General features: G+C 70.6%; 18 protein-coding genes and 1 pseudogene. 4 read left to right on the top strand and 15 right to left on the bottom strand.

The genetic code is table 11. From position 1 onward, the window contains the following. Positions 1-262: 262 nt before the first annotated feature. Complete coding sequence (locus ACFY30_RS34685; RefSeq protein WP_390849118.1) at positions 263-1,618, bottom strand: replication-associated recombination protein A; 1,356 nt, start codon at positions 1,616-1,618, stop codon at positions 263-265. 55 nt (positions 1,619-1,673) lie between these two features. Further along, a complete protein-coding gene (locus ACFY30_RS34680; RefSeq protein WP_390849117.1) occupies positions 1,674-2,333 on the bottom strand; it encodes a vitamin K epoxide reductase family protein in 660 nt (219 codons plus the stop codon). A 141-nt stretch (positions 2,334-2,474) separates the two neighbouring features. Between ACFY30_RS34680 and ACFY30_RS34675 the strand changes: the two are divergent. After that, positions 2,475-2,738: pseudogene (locus ACFY30_RS34675) on the top strand (ABC transporter ATP-binding protein); the annotation flags it as partial. A 227-nt stretch (positions 2,739-2,965) separates the two neighbouring features. Then, positions 2,966-3,610: a hypothetical protein gene (locus ACFY30_RS34670; RefSeq protein WP_390849116.1), complete on the top strand. Its 645-nt coding sequence runs from the start codon at positions 2,966-2,968 to the stop codon at positions 3,608-3,610. Between the two features lie 152 nt (positions 3,611-3,762). Here ACFY30_RS34670 and hisS read toward each other — a convergent pair whose 3' ends face one another. Both hisS and ACFY30_RS34660 read right to left on the bottom strand, forming a co-directional pair. Beyond that, positions 3,763-5,025, bottom strand: coding sequence for a histidine--tRNA ligase (hisS, locus tag ACFY30_RS34665; protein ID WP_390849115.1), 1,263 nt, complete (start codon positions 5,023-5,025; stop codon positions 3,763-3,765). Between the two features lie 13 nt (positions 5,026-5,038). Next, positions 5,039-5,749, bottom strand: a complete 711-nt coding sequence (locus ACFY30_RS34660; protein ID WP_390660908.1) for an MBL fold metallo-hydrolase — start codon at positions 5,747-5,749, stop codon at positions 5,039-5,041. 200 nt (positions 5,750-5,949) lie between these two features. On the opposite strand from ACFY30_RS34660, the gene ACFY30_RS34655 reads away from it, so the two are divergent. After that, positions 5,950-6,771, top strand: coding sequence for a peptidylprolyl isomerase (locus tag ACFY30_RS34655; RefSeq protein WP_390849114.1), 822 nt, complete (start codon positions 5,950-5,952; stop codon positions 6,769-6,771). Positions 6,772-6,937: 166 nt separating this feature from the next. Next, positions 6,938-8,167 carry a DUF349 domain-containing protein gene (locus tag ACFY30_RS34650; RefSeq protein WP_390849113.1) on the top strand — a complete coding sequence of 410 codons (1,230 nt, stop codon included), beginning with the start codon at positions 6,938-6,940 and terminating at the stop codon, positions 8,165-8,167. A gap of 67 nt (positions 8,168-8,234) precedes the next feature. On the opposite strand, the gene ACFY30_RS34645 is transcribed toward ACFY30_RS34650, so the two are convergent. From ACFY30_RS34645 to pdxS, 11 genes are all read right to left on the bottom strand, one after another. Next, entirely contained in the window at positions 8,235-10,730 is a 2,496-nt protein-coding gene (locus ACFY30_RS34645) for a RelA/SpoT family protein (RefSeq protein WP_390849112.1), read from the bottom strand. A 171-nt stretch (positions 10,731-10,901) separates the two neighbouring features. Then, complete coding sequence (locus ACFY30_RS34640; protein WP_390849111.1) at positions 10,902-11,450, bottom strand: adenine phosphoribosyltransferase; 549 nt, start codon at positions 11,448-11,450, stop codon at positions 10,902-10,904. Beyond that, the gene (gene secF / locus ACFY30_RS34635; protein WP_390849205.1) at positions 11,447-12,547 is read right to left on the bottom strand and encodes a protein translocase subunit SecF; all 1,101 of its coding nucleotides are present in this window, start codon (positions 12,545-12,547) and stop codon (positions 11,447-11,449) included. The genes ACFY30_RS34640 and secF overlap by 4 nt, the downstream gene beginning before the upstream one ends. 2 nt (positions 12,548-12,549) lie before the next feature. After that, positions 12,550-14,331, bottom strand: a complete 1,782-nt coding sequence (gene secD, locus ACFY30_RS34630; protein ID WP_390849110.1) for a protein translocase subunit SecD — start codon at positions 14,329-14,331, stop codon at positions 12,550-12,552. Positions 14,332-14,464: 133 nt separating this feature from the next. Further along, positions 14,465-14,980: a preprotein translocase subunit YajC gene (gene yajC, locus ACFY30_RS34625; RefSeq protein WP_390849109.1), complete on the bottom strand. Its 516-nt coding sequence runs from the start codon at positions 14,978-14,980 to the stop codon at positions 14,465-14,467. 177 nt (positions 14,981-15,157) lie between these two features. Next, entirely contained in the window at positions 15,158-16,231 is a 1,074-nt protein-coding gene (gene ruvB, locus ACFY30_RS34620) for a Holliday junction branch migration DNA helicase RuvB (RefSeq protein WP_390849108.1), read from the bottom strand. Between the two features lie 26 nt (positions 16,232-16,257). Then, positions 16,258-16,863: a Holliday junction branch migration protein RuvA gene (gene ruvA / locus ACFY30_RS34615; RefSeq protein WP_390849107.1), complete on the bottom strand. Its 606-nt coding sequence runs from the start codon at positions 16,861-16,863 to the stop codon at positions 16,258-16,260. Continuing rightward, positions 16,860-17,390 (bottom strand): crossover junction endodeoxyribonuclease RuvC, encoded by a 531-nt coding sequence (gene ruvC / locus ACFY30_RS34610; protein ID WP_390849106.1) that lies wholly within the window; start codon positions 17,388-17,390, stop codon positions 16,860-16,862. The genes ruvA and ruvC overlap by 4 nt, the downstream gene beginning before the upstream one ends. A 123-nt stretch (positions 17,391-17,513) precedes the next feature. Continuing rightward, the gene (locus ACFY30_RS34605; protein WP_390849105.1) at positions 17,514-18,266 is read right to left on the bottom strand and encodes a YebC/PmpR family DNA-binding transcriptional regulator; all 753 of its coding nucleotides are present in this window, start codon (positions 18,264-18,266) and stop codon (positions 17,514-17,516) included. Between the two features lie 48 nt (positions 18,267-18,314). After that, positions 18,315-18,923, bottom strand: coding sequence for a pyridoxal 5'-phosphate synthase glutaminase subunit PdxT (pdxT, locus tag ACFY30_RS34600; protein WP_390849104.1), 609 nt, complete (start codon positions 18,921-18,923; stop codon positions 18,315-18,317). A gap of 6 nt (positions 18,924-18,929) precedes the next feature. Next, positions 18,930-19,835: a pyridoxal 5'-phosphate synthase lyase subunit PdxS gene (pdxS, locus tag ACFY30_RS34595; RefSeq protein WP_390660897.1), complete on the bottom strand. Its 906-nt coding sequence runs from the start codon at positions 19,833-19,835 to the stop codon at positions 18,930-18,932. Positions 19,836-19,852 lie beyond the last annotated feature (17 nt).

The following is a 19,852-nucleotide window of genomic DNA, read 5'->3' as shown; positions in this document are numbered from 1 at the left end:
TTGAGGGAGGTCGCATCCGCAGCCGGGGAAACCCGTCGGGTCCTCATGGGACCTGCCGGGCAGCCGCTCCCCTGGTCTGGGCACATACGTGCAGCACGCGAGTGGCCCACCGACCGTCCCGGAAGTGCGGGTGGTGGTGGGCTGCCCGCGACACCGTTCGACGGTGCGCGACGCTCCTGGAGCCGGTCCGGGGACCCGCTCCGGCTGACTGTCCCGTTCTGACTGCACGGGACCCAGCACTCCGAGCGAGTTTACAGGGTGCTCAGGACCGCTTTCGACCCAGGTGCTTCCTGGTCCACTCCACGGCGTCCGCGTAGCGCGCCTCCGCGCCGTGCCGCGTCGGGGTGTAGTACTCCCGGGCCTTGATCGCGTCCGGCGCGTACTGCTGGGTGGCGATGCCCTCCGGCAGGTCGTGCGGGTAGACGTACCCCTGGGCGTGTCCCAGCTTGGCGGCGCCCTGGTAGTGCCCGTCGCGCAGATGGGGCGGCACGGGTCCGGCCAGGCCCTTGCGTACGTCGTCCAGGGCGGCGCCGATCGCGGTCGTCGCGGAGTTGGACTTGGGGGCCAGGGCGAGGGCGATGGTGGCGTGGCTGAGGGTGAGGGCGGCCTCGGGGAAGCCGATCATGGCGACGGCCTGGGCGGCGGCGACGGCTGTGGGCAGCGCGGTGGGGTCGGCGAGGCCGATGTCCTCGCTGGCGGAGATCATCAGGCGGCGGGCGATGAAGCGCGGGTCCTCACCGGCCTCGATCATCCGGGCCAGGTAGTGCAGCGCGGCGTCGACGTCCGATCCCCTGATGGACTTGATGAGGGCGCTGGCGACGTCGTAGTGCTGGTCGCCGTCACGGTCGTACTTGACCGCCGCCCGGTCGACGGTCTGCTCCAGGGTCTGGAGGCTGATCTCGCTCTCGTCCTGGTCGAGGGCGGCCCCGGCGGCGGCCTCCAGGGCGGTCAGGGCGCGGCGGGCGTCGCCGCCGGCGATGCGCAGGAGGTGGGCCTCGGTGTCCTCGGGGAGGGTGACGGCGCCCTTGAGGCCGCGCTCGTCGGCCAGGGCGCGCCGGATGAGCCCGCGCAGGTCGTCGTCGGTGAGGGGCTCCAGGGTGAGGAGCAGGGAGCGGGACAGGAGCGGGGAGATCACCGAGAAGTACGGGTTCTCCGTCGTCGCCGCGATCAGCGTCACCCAGCGGTTCTCGACGGCCGGCAGGAGCGAGTCCTGCTGGGCCTTGCTGAACCGGTGGATCTCGTCGAGGAAGAGGACGGTCTCCTTGCCGTAGCCGCCGGTGGCGCGGCGGGCGCCCTCGATGACCGCACGGACCTCCTTGACGCCGGCGGTGATCGCGGAGAGCTCGACGAAGCGCTTGTTCGTCGCCTTCGACACGACGTACGCCAGGGTCGTCTTGCCGGTGCCGGGCGGCCCCCAGAGGATCACCGAGGAGGGACCGGCCGGGCCCTTGGCGCCCTCGCCGACCAGGCGGCGCAGGGGGGAGCCCGGCTTCAGCAGGTGCTGCTGGCCCACGACCTCGTCGAGGGTGCGCGGGCGCATCCGGACCGCCAGGGGACTCCCGGCGGGGTCCTTCTCCTGGCGTTCTTCTGCTGCGGCGGTGAACAGGTCGGGCTCCACGCTGAAACCCTAAATCACACCGCTGACAATCCCGCCGGGCCGGGCGAGGCGGCCGTCAGCTGGTCCAGAACTCCCACCAGCGGGTCAGGATCAGCATGCCGATGATCCCGATGTGCAGCACGGGCACGACCCAGGTGAACTCGCCGAAGAAGCTCTTCAGCCAGCGCGGGGCCGGCAGGAAGTCGTTGCGGACGTTGAAGGAGGTCACGTACCAGAACATGACGATGGTGGCGACCCAGGCCAGCGAGCACCACAGGCACAGGGCGTTGATCCGGTACAGCGACTGGAACTGCAGCCAGGTGCAGAAGGCCACGCCGAAGAGCGTGCCGAAGTTGAAGGTGAGCCAGTACCAGCGCGGGAATCGGGCGCGGGCGAGCAGGCTGACGCCGACGCAGACGACGATGCCGTAGCAGACCAGGCCGAGCATCGGGTTGGGGAACCCGAAGGCGGCGGCCTGCTTGGACTCCATGACGCTGCCGCAGGAGACCACGGGGTTCAGGCTGCAGCCGGGCGTGAAGGTCGTGCCGGCGACCTTGGCCTCGAGCAGCTTGAACTTGTCGATCGTGATGACCCACGCGGCGAGCAGGCCGGCCGCGCCGGTGATGATCAGCAGGATCGCGAACGCGCGGCTGCCGCCCACCGTCCGGCTCGCGGACGCGGTGTCGCGCTCGGGCTCGGACTCCGTGGAGACGTCTTTGACTGTCGTCTTGCTCATCACGCCGATTCCGTCGTTGGGAGGGGCCAGCTTCGGGCAGGGGCCATTGTGCCGCACCAGGCCGGGTATCCACCGTTCGGTGGACATAAGGAAGTACGTGTGGTCGTCCCCCGGCGTTCGGTTCCGGCCGGGTCTCGGAGCATGACAACACACGCGGACGAACCCGCGGTGGACGTATGGGGGCTGCGCGGGCGGTACGGGGACGTGACCGCCGTGGACGGCGCCGACCTGGGGATACGCACGGGCGAGGTCGTCGGGCTGCTCGGACCGGACCGGGACGCGGGCGGGGTCGGGGGGCTGGGCGCGGACCCGGGGACGGGCACGTGCGCGTGGCGCTCGCGCGTCGGAATCGTCTGGCAGGACGAATACGTGCCCGCCGAGTTGACGGTCCGCGAGACCCCGCGGATGCCGGGCGGCGGTGCGCGGCGAGACGGTCCTGTGGGCCGTCGGTGGCGGCACGGCTGCTCGACCGGTCGCGGGTGAAGCCGGAGCGGCCACGCCCGTCGGCCCGCGAGACTCTCCTCCCCGTACCCGGGTACGTGGCGGTTCCCGTGTTTCCACGGAGGCGCCCCGGCCCGCGGCACGCGAAGGTCATCCCTGTCCGCGTGACGAAGGACCAGGGGGAGCGCGCTGTGAAACTCGTGATCGCCGAGCGGTGGAAGGACGCGGTCCGCCCGGGACCGGACACCGAACTCCGCCACATCCTGTGGCCCGCGTCCTTTCCGGGCACCTCCCGGGCCCGGATCCCCGCGCACGCGCTCGCCGGGCTGCTCTTCACCACCGCGATGTGCCAGGCCTTCCTGCTCTTCTACTGGGCCGACAACGCCCAGGTACGCGCGGAGTACCGCCACGACGCCCTGTGGCAGACCTTGGTGATCATGGCCGTGCCGGTCCTGCTGATGCGCGAGGTACTGAAAGGCGCCCTGAAGGGCTGGAAGGGGGCCTGGTACAAGACGCTGACCGCCGCGGCCTGGATACCGTCGGTCCCCGCGGTCTTCCTCGTCCTGCTGCTGGCGACCCAGCAGACCCGCGGCACCTTCTGTACCGGGGGCACCCACCCGCCCGAGCATCCCCTGCCCGAGTACGCGGTCCCCCTCTGCGTCGCGCTGTCACTGGCAGCCGGATCATCGGCCGCGTGGCTCGTCTGGATGGTCTCGCGCCGCCGGGCCCGGCCCGAGCATCTGTACCGGGCGTGGCTCGCCGCGCTCCTCGTCACCCTCGTGACGAGCCTGGCCCCGTGGCTGGAGTCGGCCCAGACCTGCCGCACCGGAGGCTGACGCCCCCGGGCGCGTCGGTGCACCCCTCCGCCGCCGGCCGCAGCACCGCCCCGACGGCATGACGAAGGCGCCGGGTCCGAGGACCACGGCGCCTTCGTCGCACTCTCGACGGTCGCACACTCGACGAACGGGTGCACGAACGAGCTCGCGCACTAGCCGAGCCGCGCCTCCAGCTCCGCCACGATCTCGTTCACGCCGATCGCCGTCTGCTCGCCCGACTCCATGTCCTTGAGCTGGACGACGCCCTCGGCGAGGTCGCGCTCACCCGCGATGACCGCGTACCGCGCCCCGCTGCGGTTGGCGTTCTTCATGGCGCCCTTGAGCCCCTTGACGCCGAAGGAGAAGTCGGCCGCGACGCCGAGCTTGCGCAGCTCGGTGACCTTCGCGAACAGCAGCCGGCGGGCGTCCTCGCTCAGCGGCACCGCGAAGACGGACGTCGAGGACGGCAGGTCGAGCTCGACGCCCTCCGCCTCCAGGGCCAGGACCGTGCGGTCGACGCCCAGCGCCCAGCCGACGGACGGCAGCGCCGGGCCGCCGATCATCTCCGACAGACCGTCGTAGCGGCCGCCGCCGCCCACCGCGGACTGGGAGCCCAGACCGTCGTGGACGAACTCGAAGGTCGTGCGGGTGTAGTAGTCGAGGCCGCGGACCAGCTTCGGGTCGTCCTCGAAGGCCACGCCCGCCGCCCTGATCAGCTCACGGACCTCCTCGTGGTACGCCTTGCAGGCGTCGCAGAGGTAGTCCCTCAGCAGCGGCGCGTCCCCGAGCTGCTTCTGGACCGACTCGCGCTTGTCGTCCAGGATCCGCAGCGGGTTGATCTCCGCGCGGCGCAGGGTGTCCTCGTCCAGGTCCAGGCCGCGCAGGAAGTCCTGCAGGGCGGCCCGGTAGACCGGACGGCACTCCTTGTCGCCCAGGCTGTTCAGCAGGATCCGGAAGTTGCGCAGACCCAGCGAGCGGTACGCCTGGTCGGCCAGGATGATCAGCTCGGCGTCCAGCGCCGGGTCCTCCGCGCCGATCGCCTCGGCGCCGACCTGGGAGAAGTGGCGGTAGCGGCCCTTCTGGGGGCGCTCGTAGCGGTAGTAGGACCCGGAGTACCAGAGCTTGACCGGGAGGTTGCCCGCCTTGTGCAGACTGGCCTCCAGTGCGGCGCGCAGGACGGACGCGGTGCCCTCGGGACGCAGGGCGAGCCGGTCGCCGCCCTTGGTCTCGAAGGCGTACATCTCCTTGGTCACGATGTCGGTGGACTCGCCGACACCGCGGGCGAACAGTTCCACGCTCTCGAAGCCGGGCGTCTCGACGTAGCCGTAGCCGGAGTTGCGCAGCGGCGCGGCGATCGCCTCACGGACGGCGAGGTATTTGGCGGAGTCGGGCGGCAGCAGGTCGTAGGTGCCCTTGGGGGCCTTGAAGGTGCTCACGGAAGGTCTCTCGTCACATTCCTCGTCGGGGAGCCTGGGACGCTCCCTGGCCGCCGGCGGCCACCTGCCGCAGATACGGGTTGGTGGCGCGCTCCTGGCCGATGGTCGTCTGGGGGCCGTGGCCGGACAGCACCACGGTCGAGTCGTCGAGCGGCAGGCACACGCGGGCCAGCGAGTCGAGCATCTCGGCCATGTCGCCGCCGGGCAGGTCGGTGCGTCCGATGGAGCCGGCGAACAGCAGATCCCCGGAGAAGAAGACCGAGGGGATCTCGGTCGTCTCGGGCATCCGGAAGGTCACCGACCCCTTGGTATGGCCCGGCGCGTGCGCGACGGAGAACTGCAGCCCCGCCAGGTCCAGCCGCACGCCGTCGGTCAGCTCACGGACGTCGTCCGGCTCCCCCACGGTCAGCTCGCCCAGCAGCGGCATCCCGATGGACCGGCCGAGCGCCTTCTCGGGGTCGCTCATCATGTACCGGTCCTCGGGGTGGATCCAGGCCGGTACGTCGTGCGCGCCGCAGACCGGGACGACCGAGGCCACATGGTCGAGGTGGCCGTGGGTGAGGACGACGGCGACGGGCTTGAGCCGATGCTTCTTCAGTGCTTCCTCGACTCCGGGGGCCGCCTGGTGGCCCGGGTCGATGATCACGCACTCCTCACCGGCGGCGGGGGCGACGAGATAACAGTTCGTCCCCCAGGCCCCGGCGGGGAACCCGGCAATGAGCACGATCGTCCTTCGTTGTGTCGGTACGGGAGGGCTTGTCGACGCCCTCTCGGGGGCCCCGACGGTCTTCACCTGTGGTCAGAGACTACCGGCGCTGCCGTTTCCTCAGCGAACCCATATACGGTACGGGGCACACGCACGCGGTCGGCTCACAAGACGCACGCGTACCCGTCGACGCACGAGACGCACGAGGAGAGAACCCGGTGGTCACCCAGGAACAGCGCAAGCGTCAGCTCGCCCGGGAGAAGTTCTTGCGGCAGCAGCAGCGCCGCACGGCCGCGCGGCGCAAGGCGCGCGTGCGCAACTCGGTGATCGCGTCGGTCCTCGGCGTGATCCTGGTGGGCAGCCTGGCGCTCTACACGACCGGCGTCCTCAAGGACGACAAGGACGACAAGGCGAACGCCGGCGCGGAGGCGTCCCCGAACGCCTCGCCCAGCGCCGCGAAGGACCCGTGCGAGAAGGCCGCCGCCGGCAAGGTCAAGGAGCTGACCTGGAAGAAGGAGCCGGCGATGACCGTCGACAAGTCGGCGGACTACACCATGAAGCTGGCGACGACCTGCGGTGAGATCGGCATAGCGCTCAAGACGGCCGCGGCCCCGCACACCGTCAACTCGTTCAACTTCCTTGCCGGAAAGGGCTACTTCGACCACACGAAGTGCCACCGCCTGACCACCAACGGCATCTACGTGCTGCAGTGCGGCGACCCGACGGGCAGCGGAAGTGGTGGTCCCGGCTACACCATTCCGGACGAGAACCTGAAGGACAAGAGCCTCAAGGACAACGTGTACCCGGCGGGCACGGTCGCGATGGCCAACACGGGGCAGGCGCACACCGGCGGCAGCCAGTTCTTCCTCGTCTACCAGGACAGTTCGCTCCCGCCGAGCTACACCCCGTTCGGTACGGTCTCGGCCGCGGGCATGAAGGTGCTGCAGAAGATCGCCACCGCGGGGGAGAACACCGGCGCCGGTGACGGTGCCCCGAACGCGACGGTCGTGATCGACAAGGCGACGGTCACGAAGTCCTGACGGCCGGGGGCGCCGAGTCCCGAGGTCCGGGCGGCCAACAGCGGAATTTCGGTCGCGCTGGATGCGGACAGGCGCCCCGCCGGTCGCCTATGTTGGCCGTGACGAAACTGTGGACGATGCCCAGGGGCGCCGAAGCCCCTCGGAGGCATCATGTGGAGGAGGCGCTGTGAGCAGCGACCCGTGGGGCCGCGTCGACGAGACGGGGACCGTGTACGTGCGTACGGCCGATGGCGAGCAGGTCGTCGGTTCCTGGCAGGCCGGCTCCCCCGAGGAGGCGCTGGCCTACTTCGAGCGCAAGTACGAGGGCCTGGTTGTCGAGATCGGCCTCCTCGAGAAGCGAGTGCAGACGACCGATCTGTCGGCCAAGGACGCGCAGGTCGCCATCGACCACATCCGCGAACAGGTCGACGCGCATCACGCGGTCGGCGACCTGGACGCGCTGCGGGCCCGGCTGGACAAGCTGGTGCAGACGGTCGAGTCGCGCCGCGAGGAGCGCAAGCAGCAGCGGGCCAAGCAGTCCGACGAGGCCCGCAAGGCCAAGGAGGACCTGGTCGTCGAGGCGGAGCAGCTGGCACAGTCCGACCAGTGGCGGGCGGCCGGCGAGCGGCTGCGGGCCCTGGTGGACACCTGGAAGGGCCTGCCGCGCCTGGACCGCAAGTCCGACGACGAGCTGTGGCACCGGTTCTCGCACGCGCGCTCGGCGTTCTCCAAGCGCCGCAAGGCGCACTTCGCGCAGCTGGACGCGCAGCGCGAGGAGGCCCGCCGCACGAAGGAGCGGCTGGTCGCCGAGGCCGAGGCGCTGTCGGGCTCGACGGACTGGGGTCCCACCGCCGCCCGCTACCGCGAGCTGATGGCCGACTGGAAGGCCGCCGGGCGCGCCCAGCGCGAGCACGAGGACGACCTGTGGAACCGCTTCCGCGGCGCCCAGGACGTCTTCTTCGCCGCGCGCAGCTCGGTCTTCGCCGAGCGGGACGCGGAGCAGGCCGAGAACCTGAAGCTCAAGGAGGAGCTGGCCGAGGAGGCCGAGAAGCTCCTGCCGATCGGCGACCTGAAGGCGGCGCGTGCCGCGTTCCGTTCGATCAACGAGCGCTGGGAGTCCGTCGGTCACGTGCCGCGGGACGCCCGGCCGAAGGTCGAGGGCCGGATGCACACCGTGGAGCGGGCGCTCCAGGAGGCCGAGGAGGCCGAGTGGCGCCGCACCAACCCGGAGGCACGCGCGCGTGCCGAGGGGCTGACCGGCCAGCTGCAGGCCGCGGTGGACAAGCTGAAGGCACAGATCGAGCAGGCCCGCGCCCAGGGCAACTCCGCGCGCGCGGAGAAGCTGGAGCGCGAGCTGGAGGGCCGCCAGGCCCTGCTGGACCAGGCGCTGAAGGGGCTGCAGGAGTTCGGCGGCTGACCCCGTCCCGCGCGAGAGGCCCCCGTACGTGGTGTACGGGGGCCTCTGGCGTGTGTCCGGCGGGCAGTTACGGCCGGCGGGCCGACGTCACGCGGTAGACGTCGTACACGCCCTCCACGCCCCGTACGGCCTTCAGGACGTGTCCCAGGTGCTTGGGGTCGCCCATCTCGAAGGTGAAGCGGGAGGTGGCGACCCGGTCGCGGGAGGTCTGGACGGCCGCGGACAGGATGTTGACGTGCTGGTCGGACAGGACGCGGGTGACGTCCGACAGCAGCCGGGACCGGTCCAGTGCCTCGACCTGGATGGCGACCAGGAAGACCGAGGACTGCGTGGGCGCCCACTCGACCGCGAGGATGCGCTCCGGCTCCCGGGACAGTGACTCCACGTTGACGCAGTCGCTGCGGTGAACCGATACGCCACTACCGCGCGTGACGAAACCGATGATCGGGTCGCCGGGGACGGGCGTACAGCAGCGGGCCAGCTTGACCCAGACGTCGTCGACGCCCTTGACCACGACGCCGGGGTCCTGGTTGCTGCGCCGCTTGCGGCTCCGGCCGCGCGACGGCGGGACCGCCTCGTCCATCTCCTCGGTGGCCGCCTCCTCGCCGCCGAGCGCCTGCACCAGCTTCTGCACGACGTTCTGCGCGGCCACATGACCCTCGCCGATCGCCGCGTAGAGCGAGGAGATGTCCGGGTAGCGCATCTCGTGCGCCAGGGTGACCAGCGAGTCGCCGGTGAGGATGCGCTGGATCGGAAGGTTCTGCTTGCGCATCGCCCGGGCGATGGCGTCCTTGCCCTGCTCGATCGCCTCGTCGCGGCGCTCCTTGGAGAACCACGCCCGGATCTTGTTGCGGGCCCGCGGCGACTTGACGAAGCCGAGCCAGTCGCGGGAGGGGCCGGCGCCGGTCGCCTTGGAGGTGAAGACCTCCACCAAGTCACCGTTGTCCAGCGTCGATTCGAGCGGTACGAGCCGGCCGTTGACCCGCGCTCCTATGGTGCGGTGGCCGACCTCGGTGTGGACGGCGTAGGCGAAGTCGACCGGGGTGGCCCCGGCCGGGAGCGCTATGACATCGCCCTTGGGGGTGAAGACGAAGACCTCGTTGCGGGACAGGTCGAAGCGCAGGGACTCCAGGAACTCGCTGGGGTCCTCGGTCTCCTTCTGCCAGTCCAGCAACTGCCTCAGCCACGCCATGTCGTTGATGGCGTCCTTGTCCTTGCCGGACGACTTGGGCGCGTCCGTACGGACCTTGGAGGCGCCGGCGACGGCCTCCTGCTTGTACTTCCAGTGCGCGGCGATGCCGTACTCGGCGCGGCGGTGCATGTCGAACGTGCGGATCTGGAGTTCGACCGGCTTGCCGTTGGGGCCGATGACCGTCGTGTGCAGCGACTGGTACATGTTGAACTTGGGCATCGCGATGTAGTCCTTGAACCGGCCGGGGACCGGGTTCCATCGCGCGTGCACGGTGCCGAGGGCGGCGTAGCAGTCGCGGACCGTGTCGACGAGGACGCGGATGCCCACCAGGTCGTAGATCTCCGCGAAGTCACGGCCGCGGACGATCATCTTCTGGTAGACGCTGTAGTAGTGCTTGGGCCGGCCGGTGACGGTCGCCTTGATGCGGGCGGCGCGCAGGTCGGACTGGACCTCGTCGGTCACTATGGCCAGGTACTCGTCACGCTTCGGTGCCCTCTCGGCCACCAGCCGTACGATCTCGTCGTACATCTTGGGGTAGAGGATCGCGAAGGCGAGGTCCTCCAGTTCCCACTTGATGGTGTTCATGCCGAGGCGGTGGGCGAGCGGCGCGTAGATCTCCAGGGTCTCGCGCGCCTTCTTCTCCTGCTTCTCGCGCTTGAGATAGCGCATGGTGCGCATGTTGTGCAGGCGGTCGGCGAGCTTGATGACCAGGACGCGCGGGTCCTTGGCCATGGCGACGACCATCTTGCGCACGGTCTCGGCCTGCGCGGCCTCGCCGAACTTGACCTTGTCCAGCTTGGTGACGCCGTCGACGAGCAGGGCGACGACGTCGCCGAAGTCGCGGCGCAGGTCGTCGAGGCCGTACTCGGTGTCCTCGACGGTGTCGTGCAGCAGGCCCGCCATGAGGGTGGCCGGGTCCATGCCCAGCTCGGCGAGGATCGTGGTCACCGCGAGGGGGTGGGTGATGTACGGGTCGCCGCTCTTGCGCTTCTGGCCGCGGTGCCAGCGCTCGGCGACCTGGTAGGCCTTCTCGATCTGCCGCAGCGTGGCCGTCTCGATCTTGGGGTCGTTGCTGCGCACTATCCGCAGCAGTGGCTCCAGGACCGGGTTGTACGGGTTGGCGCGCTGGACGCCGAGGCGGGCGAGGCGGGCGCGGACGCGGTTGGAGGAGCCGGAACGGGCCGGTGGCTGCGCCGCCGCAGGCCGCTCGGGCGGGGCCGGCTTGGGGCGCGTCTGCTCGGCCGGCTTGTCGACGGGCGCGGAACGGTCGTGCTCGACCGGCCCGCGGGCGTCGTGCTGCGCAGGCTTGGCCGCGGGCGCCGAAGCGGTCTCGGGCTTTGCGGCGGTCAGGTGCTGGGCCTCGTCTGGCAAGAGGACTCCTCGTGCGCGATCCGGGTCCCCCGGTCAGGCTCCGGAGCACCCATCGTAGCGATCCTGAGCTCCAGGATCGCCTTCAGGCCGATGTGAGGGCCGTCTACCGGAGAAACGCAAGGGGCGGGCGCCGGATTCCTCCGGGCCCGCCCTCGTGCCGTACTGCGGTTCTCAGACGGTCAGCAGTGCTTCCAGCGGGGCCTCGCCGAGCGCCGCCTCCAGGCGGGGGCGGCCGTCGAGGAAGCTCAGCTCCATCAGGACGGCGACGCCCGCGACCGCCGCGCCGGCGCGGTGGATGAGCTGGATCGCGGCCTCGGCGGTGCCGCCGGTGGCGAGCACGTCGTCGACGATCAGGATCCGGTCCTCGGCGGTGAGGTCCTCGGCGTGCACCTCGATCTCCGCCGAGCCGTACTCCAGGTCGTAGGCCTGGCTGAGGGTGGCCCCGGGGAGCTTGCCCGCCTTGCGGACGGGGATGAAGCCGAGGCCGGCCCGGACGGCGACCGGGGCGCCCAGGATGAAGCCCCGGGCCTCCAGGCCGACGACCTTGGTGGCGCCGGTGCGCTCGGCGATCCCGGCGAAGGTGTCGGTGAGCACGGTGAACGCCGCCGGGTCCGCCAGGAGCGGGGTGATGTCCTTGAACATCACGCCCGGCTCCGGGTAGTCGGCCACGTCGCGGATGCGGCTGAGCAGCAGGGTCGTGGTGTCCGCGAGCTCGGTCATCGGCGCTTCCCCGAGGCACGGCGGCGGCCGCCGCGCGGCGCGGACTGGTCGCGCGGTCCGACGACGGCCGGAGTGGCGTCCTCGTGGTCGTCCGCGAGGCCGCGGGTCCCCGCCGGCTCGTCGCCGGCGGCGGCCTGGGCGCGCTTGGCCAGGACGCGCTTCCTGAGGGCCTTCATCTGCGGCTCGCGCTCCTTGAGGTCGGCGACGAGCGGCGTGGCGATGAAGATCGAGGAGTAGGCACCGGCCGCGAGGCCGACGAACAGCGACAGCGAGATGTCGTTGAGCGTGCCCGCGCCGAGGACGCCGCCGCCGATGAACAGCAGGCCGGCCACCGGCAGGAGCGCGACCACGGTGGTGTTGATGGAGCGGACCAGGGTGCCGTTGATCGAGCGGTTGGCGACCTCGCTGTAGGTGAAGCGGGTCTGCTTGGTGAGGTCCTTCGTCTGTTCCTTGAGGGAGTCGAAGACGACGACCGTGTCGTACAGCGAGTAACCGAGGATGGTCAGCAGACCGATCACCGTGCCGGGCGTGACCTCGAAGCCGACCAGGGCGTAGATGCCGACGGTGATGGTGATGTCGTGGATCAGGGCGACGAGCGCCGCGATGGCCATGCGCCACTCGAAGGCGATGGCCAGGTAGATCACGACGAGGACCATGAAGATCGCCAGGCCCTGCCAGGCCTTGTTGGCGATCTGGTCACCCCAGCTGGGGCCCACGAGGTCGGCGGCGATCTTCTCCGGGTCGACCTTGAAGTCCTCGGCGAGCTTGTTCTTGATCTCGTCGGACTGCTGGGTGTCCATGCCGGCGATCTGGATGCGCAGCGTGTCGTTGCCGAGCTTCTGCACGACCGCCTGATGGCCGGAGGCCTCTTCCGCGTAGGTCTCCGCCTGGGAGACGGACACGCCGGTCTTCGGGGTGGTGAAGACCGCGCCGCCCTGGAAGTCGATGCCCATGTTCAGGCCGCGCACCGCCAGGCCCAGGATGGCCGTGATGGTGATCAGGACCGAGATGCCGTACCAGAGCTTGCGGTGGCCGATGAAGTCGTAGCTGACCTCGCCACGGTGCAGTCGGGCGCCGAGGTTGCCGAGTTTCGACACGCTCACGCCTCCTTCGTCTCGACGGGGCCGGCGACGGGACCGGCGGGACGGCGGGTGCGGCGCAGCGGGGGCTTGGCACCCAGGCTCTTCGGGTCGAGCCCGGACCACTTGTGGCCGTCGGCGAAGAACTTCCGGCGGGCCAGCAGCGTCATCAGCGGCTTGGTGAAGAAGAAGACCACGACGACGTCGAGGACGGTGGTCAGACCCAGCGTGAACGCGAAGCCCTGGACCTTGCCGACGGTGACGATGAACAGCACGGCGGCGGCGAGGAACGACACGAAGTCGGAGACCAGGATGGTGCGCCGGGCGCGCGGCCAGGCCCGCTCGACGGCGGGGCGCAGGGTGCGGCCTTCGCGGATCTCGTCCCGGATGCGTTCGAAGTACACGATGAACGAGTCCGCCGTGATACCGATGGCGACGATGGCGCCACAGACGGCGGGCAGGTTCAGCGCGAAGCCGATGGCCGGGCCGAGCAACGCCATGAGGACGTAGGTGAGGGCCGCGGAGACCAGCAGCGAGGCGATCGCGATGAGCGACAGGCCCCGGTAGTAGGCCACCAGGTAGATCACGACCAGGGCGAGGCCGATGGCGCCGGCGAGCAGACCGGCGTGCAGCTGGTCACCGCCGAGGGCGGCGGTCACGGTGGTCACGCTCTGCTCCTTGAAGGAGAGCGGGAGCGCGCCGTACGACAGCATGTTGGCGAGGTTCTGGGCCTCTTCCTGGGTGAAGCTGCCGGAGATCTGCGCGTTGCCACCGGTGATGGCGGACTGCACGTACGGGCTGGAGACGACGTCGCCGTCGAGGACGATGGCGAACTCGTTCTGCGGCTGGGTGTTCTTCGCGAGCTGGGCCGTGACGTCGGCGAACTTCTTCGTCCCCTTGGAGTTGAAGTCCATGGTGACCTGCCAGCCGGCGGCGGTCTGCGTGTCGTAGACGGCCTGGGCCTTGTCGACCTCGGTGCCGTCGACGGCGGCCGGGCCGAGCAGGTACTTGTACCAGACGCCCGAGCTCTCACCGCAGGCCACGGTCGGGTCGCCGGCCTTGACGCCCTCGCCGGCCTTGGTGCGGACGGACTCCTTGGAGCAGTCCAGCGCCGCGTACTTGGCCTGGAGCGCGGCGGACTCGGCGTCGGCGCCGCCGCTCGCGGAGGCGGAGGCCGAGGGGCTGGCGGAGGCCTTGGCGCTGCCGCTGGCGGACGCCGACGGCGTGGAGTCGGCCTTCAGCGCGTCGGTGACGGCGCGGCCCTGGGAGGTGGCGGTGGCCGACGGGGACGTCGAGGAGGTCGCCTGCTCACCGGTGGAGCTCGCCGAAGGGCTCGCCGAGGAACTGGGCGAGGCGCTGGAGGAGCCGCTGGCGGACGCGCTCGGCGAGGCGGCGGCGCCGGTGGCCTCCTGGGCGAGGACCGGACGGAAGTACAGCTTGGCGGTGGTGCCGACCTGATCCCGGGCTTCCTTGGAGTTGGTGCCCTTCGGGATGTTCACGATGATGTTGCGCTCGCCCTGGGTCTGCACCTCCGCCTCGGAGACGCCCAGGCCGTTGACACGGCGGTTCATGATCTCGACCGCGGTGTCCATGTTGGCCTTGTTGATCGCGGACCCTTGGTCGGCCTTCGCCTCCAGCGTGATGCTGGTGCCGCCGGCAAGGTCGATGCCGAGACGCGGAGTGGTGTGCCCGGAGACGAACATGCCCCCGGTGAGCCCCACGATGGCGATCAGGATCAGGGCCAGCGAGCGCCCCGGCTTGCTCTGGGCGCTCGCGTTCCGGCCCTTCTTAGGTGCTGCCACCTTCTTGTACTCCCTCTCGGGCCGCCTGGCGCCGGGTCAGCGCGGCGGCGGCCATGACATGTAGTCGGGATCCCCTGCGAGATGCGCACGCCCCGGGGCGCACGGGTGTGACCCGTGTGCCCCGGGGGCGTGACTACTTCTTCGCGTCGGAGTCGCCGTCGGACTTCTTCGGCTCCTCGTCGGCCTCGGCCTGCTGGGCCTCGGTCCCGGCGGCCTTCGTCCCGGCCTCGTCCTTCTTGCCGAGGTCGACGGACGAATCGTCGGCGGCGGCGGCAGCTTCGTCGGCGGACTCGTCGGCGTCGGCGGACTCGGTGAGGGAGGAGGCGTCGTCCGGGACGACGTCGGAGCCGGACTTCAGGTCGTGCTCGATGCCGTGGACGATGCGGTTGTACTCGTCGTCGCTCAGCACGGCGCCGATCGCGTTCTTCGCGAAGAGCAGTTCCACGCCCGGGCCTGCGTCGAGGAGGACCGTGTCGTCACTGACCTCCTTGACCGTCGCGTACATGCCCCCGATGGTGCGGACGCCACTGCCGGGCTGCATCTGGTTCCGCATGTCGGCGGCCTGCTGCTGCTTCTTCTTGGCCGACCGGGTCATCAGGAACATGGCCCCGATGAGCACGATGAACGGCAGGAGGGTCAAAGGACTCACGGGTCGGAACTTCCTTCAAGCGACCGCGATGGCTGAGCGGCCTGATGGATGGGGGTGTGTTGTGTGCTGCCGACAACGGCGGCATCGGCGGAGTCTAAGCGAGTCCGCGCACATGGAACAACGCTCAGCATGGCACCTGGGTTCCTGGCCCCGCCATTGCCCCCGCCGATGAACCGCTCAGGTCCCGAACAGGTCCTGTTGTCCGTTTCCCGCCGCGGCGGTGCGCGGCGGGGTGAGGCCGAGGTGCGTCCAGGCGGCGGGGGTGGCCACGCGTCCGCGCGGGGTGCGGGCGAGCAGTCCCTCGCGCACGAGGAACGGCTCGGCCACCTCTTCCACCGTCTCGCGCTCCTCCCCCACGGCGACGGCGAGCGTGGACAGGCCGACCGGGCCGCCGCCGAACAGTTTCAGCAGTGCCTCCAGGACCGCGCGGTCGAGGCGGTCGAGGCCGCGCCCGTCGACCTCGTAGACGGCGAGGGCCACCGAGGCGATGTCGCGGGTGATCACGCCGTCGGCCTTGACCTGCGCGTAGTCGCGGACGCGGCGCAGCAGCCGGTTGGCGATGCGGGGGGTGCCGCGGGAGCGGCCGGCGATCTCGCCGGCGCCGGCGGTGTCGATCTCGACGTCGAGGAGGTTCGCGGAGCGGTGGATCACGCGCTGCAGTTCGGCGGGCTCGTAGAACTCCATGTGCGCGGTGAAGCCGAAGCGGTCGCGCAGCGGGGGCGGCAGCAGGCCCGCGCGCGTGGTGGCGCCGACGAGGGTGAAGGGGGGCAGTTCGAGGGGGATGGCGGTGGCGCCGGGGCCCTTGCCGACGATGACGTCGACGCGGAAGTCCTCCATCGCCATGTACAGCATCTCCTCGGCGGGCCGGGACATGCGGTGGATCTCGTCGAGGAAGAGGACCTCGCCCTCCTGGAGGGAGGAGAGGATCGCGGCGAGGTCGCCGGCGTGCTGGATGGCGGGGCCGGAGGTGATGCGGATGGGGGCGCCCATCTCGGCCGCGATGATCATCGAGAGGGTGGTCTTGCCGAGGCCGGGGGCGCCGGAGAGCAGCACGTGGTCGGCGGTCGCCCCACGGGCGCGTGCGGCACGCAGGACGAGGTCGAGCTGTTCGCGGACCTTCTCCTGGCCGATGAACTCGCCCAGGTCCTTGGGGCGCAGGGCCGCCTCGACGGCCTGGTCCTCGCGGTCGGCGACAGAGCCCACCAGCCGTTCGCCGGCGGCGTCACTGTCGGTCGTGTCGTCCCAGTTCATAAGTGATGTGCCTCAGGGGTGGTGGGTCAGCGGGCTCGGTTCAGCGTCTGCAGGGCGGCCTTGAGCAACTGGCCCACCTGCGGGGTGCCCTCGGCGGCCTCGGCCTGCGGCGTCACGGCGGCCACGGCCTCGTCGGCCTCGCGGGTCGCGTATCCCAGGCCGATCAGGGCGGCGTGCAGCTGGTCGCGCCAGCCCTGGGTGACCGGGGCGCCGATCGCGGGGGCGCCGAGGGGCTCGCCGAGCCGGTCCTTCAGCTCCAGCAGCAGCTTCTGGGCGCCCTTCCTGCCGATGCCGGGGACGGCGATCAGCGCTTTCTCGTCACCGGTCGACACGGCGCGGCGCAGGGCGTCCGGCCTGTGCACGGCCAGCATGGCCTGGGCGAGGCGGGGGCCGACCCCGCTCGCGGTCTGGAGCAGCTCGAAGACCTGTCGCTCGTCGTCGTCGGCGAAGCCGTACAGGGTGAGGGAGTCCTCGCGGACGACGAGGGAGGTGGCCAGTTTCGTCTGCTGCCCCATGCGCAGTCCGGACAGCGTGTCGGGTGTGCACTGGACGGCGATGCCGATGCCGCCCACCTCGACCACGGCGGAGTCGGGGGCGAGCGCGGCGACCGGTCCGCTGACGAAGGCGATCATCCCTTACGGCCTTTCGATGTGTGCAGGGCGACGGCCTGCTGGAGTCGGTTCTGCGCGGGGGCGCGCCAGATGTGGCAGATGGCGAGGGCGAGTGCGTCGGCGGCGTCGGCGGGCTTGGGGGGCGCGCTCAGCCGCAGCAGCCGGGTGACCATGGCGCCGACCTGCGCCTTGTCGGCGCGGCCGCTGCCCGTGACGGCGGCCTTGACCTCGCTGGGGGTGTGCAGGGCGACGGGGATGCCGCGGCGGGCGGCGCACAGCATGGCGACGGCGCTGGCCTGGGCGGTGCCCATGACCGTCCGGACGTTGTGCTGGCTGAACACGCGCTCCACGGCGACGAATTCGGGCCGGTACTCCTCGAGCCACCGCTCGATGCCCTGCTCGACGGCGACAAGGCGCAGCCCCAGCTCGGCGTCGGCGGGGGTGCGGACGACCCCCACGCCGAGCATGGTGAGCGGCCGGCCCGCGACTCCCTCGACGACGCCGACACCGCACCGCGTCAGTCCGGGGTCCACCCCGAGTACGCGCACCCGCGCCCCCTCCCTCTCGGCCTCGGCCGTCGATCGCCTGTTTGTGCAGGCTATCGGGTGCCACTGACAACGCGACGGGCCGACGGGGGTGTCCCGTCGGCCCGTTCGAGCAGGAGCGCCGGCTCAGGCGTCGACCTTCTCCATGATCTCGTCGCTGACGTCGAAGTTGGCGAAGACGTTCTGCACGTCGTCGCTGTCCTCGAGCGCGTCGATCAGTTTGAAGATCTTCTTGGCGCCCTCCTCGTCCAGTTCGACCTGGACGGACGGCACGAAGCTGGACTCGGCGGAGTCGTAGTCGATCCCGGCCTCCTGGAGGGCGGTGCGGACCGCGACCAGGTCGGTGGCCTCGCTGATGACCTCGAAGGACTCACCGAGGTCGTTGACCTCCTCGGCGCCCGCGTCCAGGACGGCGCCGAGGACGTCGTCCTCGCTCAGCTCGCCCTTGGGGACGATGACGACGCCCTTGCGGCTGAACATGTACGACACCGAGCCCGGGTCGGCCATGTTGCCGCCGTTGCGGGTCATGGCGACGCGGACGTCGGAGGCGGCGCGGTTGCGGTTGTCGGTGAGGCACTCGATGAGCACCGCGACGCCGTTCGGGCCGTAACCCTCGTACATGATCGTCTCGTAGTCGGCGCCGCCGGCCTCGAGACCGCCGCCGCGCTTGATCGCGGAGTCGATGTTCTTGTTCGGCACCGACTGCTTCTTGGCCTTCTGCACGGCGTCGTACAGCGTGGGGTTGCCGTCCAGGTCGACGCCGCCCATCCGCGCGGCGACCTCGATGTTCTTGATCAGCTTCGCGAAGAGCTTGCCGCGCTTGGCGTCGATCACGGCCTTCTTGTGCTTCGTCGTAGCCCATTTAGAGTGGCCGGACATCTGCCTGTCTCCTTCGCGTAACCATCCACATAACGAACGCCAGAGATCCTACAAGGACTCGGCCGCCCGGTTGGCGCGCACCATGTCGACGAACAGGGAGTGCACACGGTGGTCGCCGGTCAGTTCCGGGTGGAACGACGTGGCGAGCGCGTTGCCCTGACGGACCGCGACGATGTGGCCGTCGTGCTCGGCGAGCACCTCGGCCTGGGCGCCGACGGACTCCACCCAGGGGGCGCGGATGAACACGCCTTCCACAGGATCGCCCTCGACGCCCCGGACGTCCACCGCCGCCTCGAAGGACTCGTTCTGGCGTCCGAAGGCGTTGCGGCGCACGATCATGTCGATGCCGCCGATGGTCTCCTGGCCCGAGCGGGGGTCGAGGATCTTGTCGGCGAGCATGATCAGTCCGGCGCAGGTGCCGTAGACGGGCAGGCCGGCGCGCACGCGCGCGCGGAGGGGCTCCATCACGCCGAAGAGGACGGCCAGCTTGGAGATGGTGGTGGACTCGCCGCCGGGGATGACGAGGCCGTCCACCTCGGCGAGTTCCTCGGGACGCCGCACCGGCCTGGCCACGGCGTCGGCCGCGGCCAGGGCGATGAGGTGCTCCCGTACGTCGCCCTGGAGGGCCAGGACGCCTATGACAGGGGCTTCGGTCATGGGTGCTTACCAGCCGCGGTTGGCGTAGCGCTCGGCCTCGGGGAGGGTGTCGCAGTTGATGCCGACCATGGCCTCGCCCAGGTTGCGGGACGCGTCCGCGATGATCTTCGGGTCGTCGTAGAAGGTGGTGGCCTTCACGATGGCGGCGGCGCGCTTGGCCGGGTCGCCGGACTTGAAGATGCCGGAGCCGACGAAGACGCCCTCGGCACCGAGCTGGCGCATCAGCGCGGCGTCGGCCGGGGTGGCCACACCGCCGGCGGAGAACAGCACGACGGGGAGCTTGCCCAGTTCGGCGACCTCCTTGACCAGCTCGTAGGGGGCGCGCAGCTCCTTGGCGGCGGCGTACAGCTCGTTGTTGTCGTAGCCGCGCAGCCGGGCGATCTCGTTCTTGATCTGGCGCAGGTGGCGGACGGCCTCGACGACGTTGCCGGTGCCGGCCTCGCCCTTGGAGCGGATCATCGCGGCGCCCTCGGCGATACGGCGCAGGGCCTCGCCCAGGTTGGTGGCGCCGCAGACGAAGGGGGTGGTGAAGGCCCACTTGTCGGAGTGGTTGACCTCGTCGGCCGGGGTGAGGACCTCGGACTCGTCGATGTAGTCCACGCCGAGCGACTGCAGGACCTGGGCCTCGACGAAGTGGCCGATGCGGGACTTGGCCATGACCGGGATGGAGACGGCCTCGATGATGCCCTCGATCATGTCCGGGTCGGACATCCGGGCCACGCCGCCGTCCTTGCGGATGTCGGCCGGGACCCGCTCCAGGGCCATGACGGCGACGGCCCCCGCGTCCTCGGCGATCTTCGCCTGCTCCGGCGTGACGACGTCCATGATCACGCCGCCCTTGAGCTGCTCGGCCATCCCGCGCTTCACGCGCGCGGTGCCGGTCTCGGGAGCCTGGTTCTCGGTGATGGACACGGGTTGACCTCACTGGA

The sequence above is a fragment of the Streptomyces sp. NPDC000345 genome, from assembly GCF_042898825.1.
Lineage (GTDB): Bacteria > Actinomycetota > Actinomycetes > Streptomycetales > Streptomycetaceae > Streptomyces.
Note: the sequence above shows the minus strand (reverse complement) of the source record. Positions and strands in the feature narration are given on the sequence as shown.